This window comes from Deminuibacter soli, assembly GCF_003412455.1.
Lineage (GTDB): Bacteria > Bacteroidota > Bacteroidia > Chitinophagales > Chitinophagaceae > Deminuibacter > Deminuibacter soli.
The window spans coordinates 66,399-78,852 of record NZ_QTJU01000013.1; the positions used below are offsets into that span (position 1 = coordinate 66,399).

9 protein-coding genes are annotated in these 12,454 nt (G+C 48.1%); all 9 read right to left on the reverse strand.

Annotated elements, in window-relative coordinates; translation table 11 throughout:
- Positions 1–11: 11 nt before the first annotated feature.
- Positions 12–1,568 (reverse strand): alpha,alpha-trehalase TreA, encoded by a 1,557-nt coding sequence (gene treA, locus DXN05_RS22625; protein WP_116849583.1) that lies wholly within the window; start codon positions 1,566–1,568, stop codon positions 12–14.
- A gap of 24 nt (positions 1,569–1,592) precedes the next feature.
- Complete coding sequence (locus DXN05_RS22630) at positions 1,593–2,267, reverse strand: HAD family hydrolase (RefSeq protein ID WP_116849584.1); 675 nt, start codon at positions 2,265–2,267, stop codon at positions 1,593–1,595.
- Positions 2,268–2,276: 9 nt separating this feature from the next.
- Positions 2,277–4,469, reverse strand: coding sequence for a TonB-dependent receptor family protein (locus DXN05_RS22635; RefSeq protein WP_158559408.1), 2,193 nt, complete (start codon positions 4,467–4,469; stop codon positions 2,277–2,279).
- Between the two features lie 32 nt (positions 4,470–4,501).
- Complete coding sequence (locus tag DXN05_RS22640) at positions 4,502–6,055, reverse strand: phosphatase PAP2 family protein (RefSeq protein WP_116849586.1); 1,554 nt, start codon at positions 6,053–6,055, stop codon at positions 4,502–4,504.
- Complete coding sequence (locus DXN05_RS22645; RefSeq protein WP_116849587.1) at positions 6,052–7,005, reverse strand: hypothetical protein; 954 nt, start codon at positions 7,003–7,005, stop codon at positions 6,052–6,054. Before DXN05_RS22645 ends, DXN05_RS22640 begins: the two co-directional genes overlap by 4 nt.
- 17 nt (positions 7,006–7,022) lie before the next feature.
- On the reverse strand, positions 7,023–8,111 hold the full coding sequence (locus DXN05_RS22650) for a hypothetical protein (RefSeq protein ID WP_116849588.1): 1,089 nt from the start codon (positions 8,109–8,111) through the stop codon (positions 7,023–7,025).
- Positions 8,112–8,254: 143 nt separating this feature from the next.
- Positions 8,255–9,580, reverse strand: coding sequence for a vanadium-dependent haloperoxidase (locus DXN05_RS22655; RefSeq protein ID WP_116849589.1), 1,326 nt, complete (start codon positions 9,578–9,580; stop codon positions 8,255–8,257).
- A gap of 138 nt (positions 9,581–9,718) precedes the next feature.
- Complete coding sequence (locus DXN05_RS22660; protein ID WP_116849590.1) at positions 9,719–10,294, reverse strand: hypothetical protein; 576 nt, start codon at positions 10,292–10,294, stop codon at positions 9,719–9,721.
- Positions 10,291–12,357 (reverse strand): glycosyl hydrolase family 95 catalytic domain-containing protein, encoded by a 2,067-nt coding sequence (locus DXN05_RS22665; RefSeq protein ID WP_245975280.1) that lies wholly within the window; start codon positions 12,355–12,357, stop codon positions 10,291–10,293. The genes DXN05_RS22660 and DXN05_RS22665 overlap by 4 nt, the downstream gene beginning before the upstream one ends.
- Positions 12,358–12,454 lie beyond the last annotated feature (97 nt).

Here is a 12,454-nt window from a genome sequence, read left to right on the forward strand (position 1 = left end):
CCCGGTTAAGTTTATTCGTTGATATTGTACAGCTGCATCAGTTTAAGCAGTACCCCGTTTGTCCAGCCAAAGCCGTCCTGCGAGGGGTATTCGCCACCGCCTGCTTCCAGGTGGGTGTCTACCACATTGTATTTTTCCATGAGTTTGCCGGTGCTTTTGTACACTTTTACATTCAATGCCACCCAGCGTTGTGCTATTTCGGCAGCCAGCTTTTTCTGGTCGTAGTTTTCCAGTCCTTTTATGGTGAGCCATTGCAAAGGTGCCCAGCCGTTGGGGGCATCCCATTGCTGCCCTGAATTTTTAAGCGTGGTTACCACACCACCGGGTTTCAGGAATTTGCTTTCCACCACTTTGGCGGCAGCAGCAGCATATTCTTTTGGTGCTACATTAAAAAAGAAAGGCGACATACCTGCGATGGTCATTTCGCGGCTCTGCTTTTTTTCAGTGATCACAAAATCATAGTACCAGCCGTCCTGTGCATTCCACAGGTATTTGTTCATGGATGCCTTGCGGCGGGCAGCAATCTTTTTAAAATAAGATGACTGCAGCATGTTACCGGTTTGTTTATACGATTGGCTCAGCGTTAGTTCCAGGTGATAGAGCAATGCGTTCAAATCAACCGGCACTATATTAATCACCTGTATGCTGGAAAGATTTTCGCCATCGGCAAACCAGCGTGTACTAAAGTCCCAGCCGCTTTCTGCACAGCTGCGCAGGTTGCGGTAAAGGGTTTGCACATTGCCTTTGAAATTGATGGCAGTGGTGGAATCTTCTGCATAAGATTCCTGGCGGGGCACTACATCCTGGTCGTAATAGCGGTTCAGCACACTGCCATCGGGCATATACACCTTGTGTTTGGTAGGGGCTGATTTATCCATCCAGTAATTGTATTCTGCCTGCAGTACCGACTGGTATTCGGCATACACCACATCGCCTTTTTTCTCGGCCAGCAAGCCCAGCATTTTAGCAAAGAAGGGCGGTTGTGAGCGGCTGAGAAAATACGTGCGGTTACCATTTGGGATATGGCCATACTGCTGAATCATGTAGGCAAAATTCTTCACCATGTTTTCGAGCATTTCATCATCGCCGCTGGACTGTAAGCCCAGCATGGTGAAATACGAATCCCAGTAATAAATTTCCCTGAAGCGGCCACCCGGAACAATGTATGGATTGGGCAATGGGAGTAAAGAGCTGCCTGCCACTACGGTATCCGGAATGCGTTTGAGCACTGTCCACAGTTTTTTGATGTGGATGGCTGCGGCTTCACCTGTATCTGACTGGTAGGTATTGGCAGGATTTACCGGCTCATAAAAATTGGCGCGCACAAACATATCCAGTGAAAAACGGATGGCGGGATTGCTGCGGATGGTACGATAGTCCTGGGTAATTTCTTTCGGATCTTTTTTGGGAACACAATCCACAAAGGTTTTACCGTCTTTAAAAATATGGCTCATTTGTACATCCCTGAACAGGATGCCATATATTTTGTCGGGTGGTAAACTGTTGCTGTTCTGTGCTTTTACAACTACATTGGTTAACATGAATGCTGCGAATAATAATTTACGCATGGCAACAATTTTGATCGGTCGAAATTAGCAAGAAAAATCGATCTGCGCCAGCAGGTTACCATTGTGGAGAATTGAAGCACCGTTCATGGTTATCCCGGCAAAATCGGGGATATGACCAATTACGCGTTCGTGTTCAAAGGCGTTATTTACGGCTACTACCTGCATGCCTGCATCAAGCGCTGCGCGGATGCCGCTGTCAGCATCTTCAAACACCAGGCAGCAGGATGGTTTTACTGCCAGCCGGGTGGCCATTACAGTATATGGCTCGGGATCGGGCTTCCCTTTTGTATAGTCTTCGCTGGTAACCATTGCATTGAACAAATGATAAATACCATGCGGCTGCAGCATATGTGTAATGCGTTCTGCGGGTGCGCTGGTTACCACCCCGGTAACCACGCTTGCCGCGTGCAGCTGGGTAACAAACCGCTTAACGCCTGGCAGCAACAGCGGCCGCATGGTAATATCAAAAAGCCGGGCCTCGCTGTAAATGTTTTGCTTTGTTTCGTCTGCCGAACCGGCAAACAGCAAATCAATAGTTTCAAGCGTAGGACGCCCATGTATCTTGTGCCGTATATCGGCTTCAGTGATGGCTAGTTTTTCTTTACTGGCCCATTCGGACCAGAACGTTTCAATCGCGGCATTGGAATTTATCAATACGCCATCCATATCGAACAAAACCCTGCTGATTCTTCCTGGCATGGCATTAAGTTACAACTTCAGGCCCAAAGAAACATAAAACGTTCTGCCATCTGCAGGTAATATTCCGGGGCCAGGGTACATGGTAATACGCCTGGTGAAATAAGCTTTATTTGTAAGATTATTAATACCAGCGCTTAAGCGGCAGATTTTCACAAATTGCCAGCTCGCGCTCCAGTCTACCAGGTGATAATCCGGCACCACCCCTACCGAGCCATTGGCCAGGTAAACGGTATTGTTGGCGTCTGAAAACGACTTGCCTACATAACTCCATTGTAAAAATGTGCTGAACTGTTTGTACTGTGCGTTAATGCCTGCGCGGTTAATATAAGTGGGCACACTTTCGAGCTGGTTACCTGCCAGCGATTTATTAGCGCCGCTTACACTGAGGTTGCCGCTGGTATAACGGGCATGTGTGTAGGCAAAAGAACTGAACACACTTACATCAAAGCCTGCATGACGGCCGTAGAACAGCTTGGCCAGCGACACTTCCGCAAAAGCCTCAACACCTTTTGAAACGGCATTGCCGATATTGGTAGTTAACAGATAGGTCGTATTATTTTTTGTTTGGGTAAGCAAACCAATACGGTTGCCGTAATACAGGTAAAAGCCGTTCACATCAAACTGTACCACGTTTTTGTAGTTGCCGCGGAAACCAAAATCAGCATCGTATCCCTTGCTGTCTTTCAGGTTGGGATCAATCTGGTCTATCTGTGTGGCAGGTGTTACGTTTGCATAAATATAAGGCCGGTAAGCCTGTGACCAGTTACCATACAGCTGCACGCTGTTGTTCACCTGGTATTGCAAGCCAACGCCTGCCAGCGGAAAGCTGCGGTTACCCTTGTACGAAACAGGGTAAGTAGCGTTGTTGATAACACCGGTCATTTTTGTCTGGATCACTTCATACCGCAAGCCCGGTGTTACAGATAATTTCTTACCCAGCTGAAACAGGTTTTCTGCAAACACTGCATAGTTGTTTGAATGCAGGCGCAGGTCAATGGCATAAGGTGAAGTGAGCGACAAGTCAAAATCGCTGCCAATGGTGCCCTTGCCTTTTTGTTTGCGTTTGGTTAACTCGGTAAAATAACGCACGCCTGCTGCCAGGCTGCTGGTATTACCGCCAAGATTGTACTTGTGCAGCACGCGCGCTTCGGTAGTAAAACCGTTGTAATAATCGCGGTCAACCTGGCGTGGGTTATACGTACCCAATGCCTTGTTGATAGTATCACTTACATCAGGTGTAGCAATAAACTGCACGCTGTTGCGCTGGCCAAACAACGCATGTGTGGTTACATCAATACTGGTGTTGCTGTTGAACTGGTATTTGAACAGCAGTGAAGGAATATTGATTTCGGGATTGAAAAAATTCCTGGTTCTGTTCGACTGTCGGGAATTGCTGTAGAACTGCGCATCTGACTGGCCGCCGGCGATCTGCTGCACATAATCCATACGTGAGAATTGCAGGGCAATACTGCCTTTGGTACCCAGGTGGTAACGCAGGTTGGCATAATAGGCATGGTAGTTAAACCTCGCATTGGGGCGCCAGCCATCGCCACTGCGGTTATCAAAATAGGCATAATAATCTACCTTACCCTTGGTACCGCCTATGGCATTGTACGAGTTAAAGAAGTTGTTGGAGCCAACTGTTTGCTCACTTTCAATGGCTATAGGGCGCGTACTGTCGCCCTGCTTCATTACATAATTCATCATACCGCCAAACTGGCTGCCAAACTGTAGTGAAGCAGCACCGCGTACCAGTTCTATTCTTTCGATAGCCTGCATGGGCGGTGTATAGTGATCTTCAGGGTAACCAAACATATCAGAGTTGGTATTGTACCCATTCTGCCGCATGTTCATTTCAATGGAACGGTGTGAATCAGTACCCCGCGAACCAATGTTTGCCTGTGTACCTGCGCCATCCATATCCCATACATTCAAACCGGGTATTTTGGCGAAAGCCATGCGCGATACGTTCTGTGCCAGGTTTACCTGCGCAGCATCGGGCTGTACTACGTTTGTTTTTTTACCGGCATAAATGGAAGTGCCTTCCACGCCAGGCATAAAATGCCCGGTGCGTTGCAACCAGGCGTTTACCGTAACAGTATCCATCACACGGTTAACCAGGGTATCGGATGGTGTTTGCTGCGCGCTGGCAGCTGTTGCGCTCAAAGTAATCAATGCTATTGCAGCAATCGTGTTTCTCATGTTTAAAAAAGCTTTATACAGTACAATACCTGTCATTTTTCTGCGCCGTCATTCTGCGCGCGCTGTATAGCATATTTCCCAACGTTTTGACCAACTGTTAAACCCACTGTACAATCTGACCGGAAGTGAATACCACCGTACATTCTCGACATAGATGCTTCCTGCGCCATATCAGCATAAGCCTGCGCCCGCTCTGGCACCAGGTGGCCAAGTATGGTAGCAGCAGCACCACTGAATGTAGAATGCCCGGATATATAAGACGGGAAGTTGGGGATACCGGTTAATGTTTTAATACGGCTGTCCATTTGCGTTGGGCGCGGGTTGTAGTAATAGTATTTGGTATTCCAGCATACAATGCCCGCATCCATCAGCGACATATTCAGCAATGCCATGTTGCGTGCCCAGCGTACTTCGCTCAGGTGCATCGGAATAAAATCTTCTGATGCAATGGCATCCCAGTGACCGGGAGGCGCATAGGTTCCGGCACCATCGGCCCAGAAATGTACAATGCGCAAATGCTCACGTGAAGCATCTTTTACGTAGTTGTAAATTTCTTCTGTTTCCTTTTTCATCTGGTCGCTGCCGGTGGAGGGCGGCGGACCGGGGCGCAGTGATACGCAGGTAGCAGAATCGAACAGGAAGGGTTTTACTGCACCAAACAAAGGCAGCATGGGCGGGCGTTTGGGCGTTTCCAGGCTATACCAGGGCGTTTCGCCGCGTGCCTGGGCATCACTCACCAGTTTGGCCCAGTCTGTTGGTGTGCCAATGGCCTTGCCGGCATTGTCGGCCCTGCCGCGCGCCAGAAACAATTGCGCTATCTGGCGGCCGAGTGCTTCACCGGCAACAATATCGCTGCGTGAAGCAACACCGGCTGCAATGGCTGCACGCTCCTGTTCTTCGGCCCTGGCTTCAATGGCAGCTATTTCTGTAGGAAACAGCAGTTTCATCATCTCGGCGTTTACACCTGCCAGTACCGCAGCTTCGCTGGGATAGGCGCTAACACCGGCTTTTCCGGCTTTAAGCTGAATGGTGCTGTCAACCTGGTAAGGCGCAGCGCGGTTGTATTTTTTCTTTAAAGCCCATGCCACTACCAGTGCATCGTATTGCGCTGCGCTGATGTATGCATACGCACGTGCTGCATACGGCGGGTTGGCAAATGGGAACAAAGGATAAGCAAAGGGATTTGCTGAATTGGGCGCAGGATAAGTGCCATCTGCATTCTGGTAAGGAGGCAAATTGTATTTTGCTACCAGCCCGCGCAGTATTTCATTCCAGCGCAGCACACCACCTGCGCTCCAGTATTTTATTTTGTCTTCATCGGCTTGCGACAAACTGCGCTGCATGCCTTTTATTTCATTGAGCTCGGCCACATACCCTACCGAGTTAACCGCAGCAGGTGCGGCAAGTGTAAATGTATCGGCACGGGCCACCAGCACGGGTTTCCAGGTTCCGGCATCTGCATCGGCAGCTGTGGGTGTAAGCGCAGGAATATCTGCCGTACGGTCGTTTACGCCTTTTGAACAGGCCAGTGGTATGGCTACTGCAGCCGCCAGTACCAGCACACTTAAACCAATTATCTTTTTCATGGTACGTTGGTTTTAGAAGAGGAAACAATTTTTGATTTGCGGGTAAAATCAATGATATAAAATATACCCGCATCCAGTGTAAGCGCCTGGCCTACGTTGCGGCCGTGCACTACGTAATTACCGGCACCGATCAGTGACAAGCCGCTTACAGCCTTCAGCGTATATTTTACGTTAAAGCCTGCGGTGGTCATATTCATTTTATTACTGGGAAAGGGCATATCGTTTTTACGCATGTCGAAGCCTTTGATGGTGGTATTGTTGCTAACGATAGCCTCGGCAATCAGGTAATCACTCCTGTAACCGGTACGCAGCTGAAATGCAGCCATATCAGGCATTTCCACTTCATTGGTTAAATGCAGTGAAGTGGTGTAATACGAGGTGCGGTCAAGATGAATATTACTACGCCAGTTCATAGCGCCCCAGCCTGTTACAAAAAAGCCACCTACCTGGTAATCGAGCATCAGCCGGGCCATTAAGGTTTTGCTGTGCAGGCCAATAGACATGGGCAGAAAATCGGGCGTATAATTTGAAGCCGGTAAAGAAAAGCCCCCGAGTGTATATACCGAGAATACACCTTTACCTAGGGAGGTTTCCACTGGCATCCATTTTATCCAGGCATTTACATCCTGCAGGCCATGCAAACCGTGCAATGTACCGGCTGATGCTTTGGTAAATATGTACGGCAAACCTGCCATCACGTTCAGGCGGCGTGTAATGCCATAGTTGCCCATAATGCTGACCATTTGCGTGGTAACCGTACCGAGGTTCTGGTTATCGCGTTTAAAAGTTCCTTCCCAGTATTTTTTCCAGCTGCTATGGCTGTACATGGGACCAATACATAAATTGTTCTTGTCCATCATCAGGGCATCCTGATCGGTTTGGGCCTGCAGCTGCAGGCAACTTGCACTACATAGCAGCAGCAGTATGCAATACAGTAGTTTTGGTTTCATGGCAATTTGTTGGAGGGTTACAGTTTAATAGCCACGCCTACATTTACTACATAATCAGCAAATGCAGCATCGCCTTGTTTGTATACACCCGTTAACTGGGTGGTAATTTTATCGGGAACGCTTTGTGTTCTGTTACGCACCAATGCAACAGGTACGGTAGCGTAAGCGATGAGCTTTTTGAAGGTATAGTTAACACCGGGCTCAGCTGAGATAATATAACCGGGGCGTCTGAAACCATTGCTGCCACCGATTAAATCGTGCACGGGCAAACATTCGTCACGCACACCGGCGCTAAAGCTCCATTTATTCACGTGAAAGTTAACACCTGCACGTATCATAAACTGGTCGGGCACGCTCATAATATCACTGCCATTGGCAACAGCCGAAGCTGCAGCTTTTGCGCCACGTGCAGAGGACACACCGTTTTGTTCTCTTGGATTGGAGAGATAATAGAAATTGCCATACACACTGATAACGCGTGAAAAGTTGTACCAGGCATTGATTTCACCGGTAATGCCGGTGCCGCCATCACCCAGCTGTATGGATTGGTCAACAGGCCCCAGTGTTTTGCTTGAATCTGCGCCATAGAAATAATCCTGGAATTTGTAATCGCCGGTAGGCAGTTTAATACCAAGACCAACCTGCACATTACCACGCGGCATTTTTGCAGGATTCAGTAACCAGGCATAGGCTGCAAAACGAATATCACCCACACCAAAAGAATGGGTGCTGCGGCGTTCTTTGCCACCATGCTCGTACAGGGAAGAACGTGCGTTGCTGATAATGGGCACATCTACCATTACAGACCAGCGCTGGTTGATATTGTGTGTTAGCGCAAGGTCCATGGCATAGGCATGATTGATCACTTCTGTACCCTGCTCCTGGCGTTGTTTCTGTTCTTCTTTTCCTACGTAGTGGCGGAATGATTTGAAATAACGGTTATTGATATTCAGCGACCATGAAGGCATGGTATCAGCAGCAGATGCATGTTGCAGGTTGCTTAACCCGCCTGTACTGCGAATGGCAACACAACCCTGTGCAAAAGTAGTAATGTGTATGCACACACAAAGGCATGCAAGTATAGCAATGGCAAGTATCTTTTTCATAAAAGCAGTCAGTTTACCGTTTCAGGTTTGATGTTTGATGTTTTAAAGTTGTACGTTTTGGGTCAGCGTTGAAAGCAGTAGTCAAGTCCATGCTGCACCGTCAATGCGCAGCAATGTTTTATAACAATGAAACCATTCTTCCATCATTTTTTCATCTGCAACCGTTCAACAACAAGGCCGGTTACTTTTTTGCCGCATTCGTTACTAACCAGGCAGGAGTTGTGGAAATGAATGCCGCCATAAAAACGGGCCCAGTTATTTTCAATAGCTGCAGCACGGAATGATGGGAAGGAACGGCTTTTAATTCCGAATTCCAGTTCGGTAGAATCGGTGTAGGCAAAGTTGTCGCCAAATACATTGGTTAATGCTTCGGCCGCGGCAGATGAAATAGTACTGTGGCCGCAAGTGTATTCAGGGAAAGCGGGTGTTTGTAAATACGGATGCCAGTCTGCATCAATATATTTGTTGATCACAGTTTCAGGCCTCGCGGTGTTGTAGTGATATTTCGAATCCCAGCACTGGATAAATGCATCAAAGAAAGCGATAGAGGTTTTTGCAAAGGCATATACAGTGGTACTGAAACCGGCTTTCGCCTGTTTAGCGGCAATGCCGGTAATGCTCATCCAGTGACCGGTTGGTGAAAACTTTTTGGTGCTGAACATAACATGCCCCGAAACATTGAGTTTAAAGGGATTGTCGTCCCAGAATTCTGCAATGTGTTTTTGTTCTGGTGTGAGGCTGTCAACCGCATGTTTAATCAACATTACTTCGGTGAAGTACTTGCTTTTTTTGTCCGTCATATTGTACACCGGCGGCTCTTCTGCCCTGAACTGGGCAGCACTGTCGAGCACCAGTGTGCGTATTTCGGCCCAATGCGGTTCAACGGCTTGTGCATACATAGGTGGTGTAGGTACCCAACGGCCCGGTGTATCGATCACCGTGAATTTAGATGCACTCCTTGTTTGCAGGTAATTGTCTTTTTTACTCCATGCGATAATGGCATTGGCTATTTCGCCTGCATAAGCCTGCGAATTGGTGATCATGTCATTGGGCATGCCATGATCTGCCGCCATTTTATTAATGCTGTCCACGTATTCTTTCATACTGCCTTCCGGGAAGGTAACGGCCTCTCCAACGCGACAATAAGCCAGCAGGGCTGCATATGGAAAATCAATTGGTTTCCCTGCGGGAACGGCAGGCAGCTGGCCAAGGCCATGCAGCTGGTTGCCGAGGGAATGATAATGTGCGGGATCTCCGCCTGCAATTACTTCATAACCGGCAATAGCCGCGTACGTATAATTGCGTGATGCCACAACAGGTGTAAAATTGTTGCCCATCACTACCTGGTTTAATTCATGAACGGTGTTGCAATACAATAAAGGATCGTGCAATACAGTTTCATAATCTCTTTTAACCTGGCACGATACCAGCAGCACTGCAAAGCAGCCTGCAATCAGCGATAACTTCATAACAATTTAAATCCCGGTACAACACCGGCTATTTTTTGAAAAGGGCTGAGGAAATAATAACAATGAATAAAAACAAAAATGGGGATGGCATGTAGACACACACCGTCCCTTAACGAAAAGTTTTGAAAAGTTTTTGCTTTAAAGAAACGTACGTGTTTCGGGTGGTTGGTCTGGAAGTGCCGTAGCGGCGTTAACGAGCGGGTAACAGGCAACCGCGTAGGTTGCAGAAGAAATTAGTGTGTATGGTGCGGCACAGGCTGCATAGCCGGCCGGCATAAAGTCACTGAACAAATATTTAGCAACTCCGGAAACGGGTGGGTGCCCGGCTTTTTTTGCATGATCCTGGGTGGCACTGATATCATTGGCAAACTGCAGGTAAGCATCGCCCGCTTTTTTGATATGCGTGCTTCGCTCATCCGGCAAACACTGCAGTATCAGCATGCCGTCGGCTACCTTGCGTTGTACGTATTTATACACTTTACCATTGAGGGTAATTTCCCCATCCACACGCTCAAACTCACTTTGCTCAACCTGGTAGGGCATAGATATGGGAACAGAAATGGTAATGAGATCTTCGTTGTTATATTGACTGTGATCTATAGCTGCCTCAAATTGCCGGGCAGCCTGCTGCCGGGCATAGTAGAACCATATCCTGTAACCGGCAAGATTGAACAGGAACAAAGCAAGCAGTAATATGGCAGTAAGTTTCCTCACTTGTTTACAAGATACGTTTTTTTCTGTATTCCAACGCCGGTTATTTGTAAAGATTTCCAGGCCGCGGGTAATTTTACCGGCAGCTGCGTAATGCCGTTGTCTGAGATATTCAGTCCGCCAAAACCGTTCAGCATGGCCTGCAGCATACCGCCTGCACCGGTGGCAAAATAGGGGTTGTTGCCGGTAGCTGTTTCGGCCAGCACGCCGAACGGCGGGCGCATATTGGCGGTATACCCTTCTTTAAACGATTGGTATGCCTTATCCGGTTTACCCAGCCGCGCATACAGTATTGCGAAAATGGCATGTGTCATGGCCGGACCTTCACCTACCCTTGGCTCATAATAAGCGAGATCTTTCTCAATCGCAGCTGAGCCAGTTACTTCCCGCAAAGGATAAGCAAGCAGGTTTACATCGGCCTGTTTTATTTTTTCACCGTTATAGGCTGCATGTTCTTTGGTAACACCATCTGCAAAATGCAATATGGGAATATTGGCTGCCACCTGCATCCAGTCTGCATCAGGCGCCAGCTCCAGTATTTTTGCTGCAGCGGTGGCATACTGCAGGTTGGCTTTGGCAGCTGCATTGGTAAAAGCATTATTGTCAACGTTCTCGGCCCATTCATCGGCAGCAACCACGTTTTTAATATCGTAGTGGCCCGGGCCATTCCGTTCTACCCGGCTGGCCCAGAAATCGGCTGTTTCTTTCAGTAAGGGATAGCCCCGCGTGCGAAGCCATTCTTTATCCTGTGTAACACAATAGTAGTTCCAGGCAGCCAGTGCAATATCTGCAGAGATATGGTGCTCAAACGGGCCGCTCAGCGCCCATACCGGCGTTTCTTCATTGCCGCTGGCAGCACTTTCCCAGGGAAACATGGCGCCTTTATACCCATGCGAAAAAGCATTGTGCCTGGCGTTGGGCAGGCGTTGAAAACGGTATTCCAGCAAAGATTCGGCTATTTTAGGCTGCAGCAACAATAAGGCAGGATACATCCATAGCTCCGTATCCCAGAAAGCATGGCCGTTATAACCCAGTCCGCTGAGGCCCATGGGCGATAAGCTGTATGCCGTGCCTTCCCGTGCAAAGGAATAAAGATGGTACAGCATATTGTGCACATCGCGTTGCGTGCTGTCATCACCATTTATTACAATATCGCTTTTCCATAACTCATCCCATGCGCGGTTGTGAAACTGCAGCAAACGCTGCGTGCCTTCCAGTGAAGCAAAAATGGTTAACCGCTCGGCCTCATTCAGCGGGTCGTCGTGCTGTGCCGATGTAATGGCAGAGCCCACCACTGCAAAGTGATAGCGCTCACCTGCTTTCAGCTTTTTACGGAATTTGAGCAGGTGCATGCTATTGTCCCACATTTCATGAATTACCGCAGGCTCACTGCCATGTGGCTCATCAAATAAAAAGCTGTTGGAGGCAGCCAGGGTGAGTTTGCCGGTAGGACTTTTTGCTGCTGATGTAAGCAGGGCAATTTTAACATGCGGCCGGTCAATTTCATTGTAGTAATTCTGCACGTCTTTCAGCATATCCGGCGCTTCCATAACACTGGCAGGCGTAAGCTCAATGTCTTTCTGCGCAGTTACGGTAACATCTACCAGCGCGCTGTAAGGCAGGTGACGTAAGGCATAGTAGGTATATTGTACGGCGGCTTTATCGCCAATAACAAAACTGGTGGTTAGCGATGCATGGCGCATATCCAGCGTTTGCTGTACATGCTGCACCTGTTTAAAACTTTCAATCCTGCTCCCGTCAACCTCCAGGTACATGTTTACAAAATTGAAGGTTTTCAGGATATTGCTTACGCGGCCGCGGCCATATAAATCAAACGCGCCGTTGAGCACCACATCTTTTACCTTAAACGGATCGGGAGAAGAAACAATGCCTACCATGCCATTGGCAACAGTAACACCGTAATAACCGGAAGGATTGATATCGCCGGTTTGAATATGCCACGCATCTGTGTTTTGAGCAAACACCTGCAGGGTAAACACGCAAGTAAACAACTGCAGGCAGCAGCGGGCAATTTTAATCATATCGGCAAATCGTTCGGAGGGCAATATACATTTTTATGTAAATTGTACACAATTAAATTCATTTAAAATATCCTGCTGTTTTCGGTTGATTTCCGGTAAACACTTTTATTTGCACAGTGGT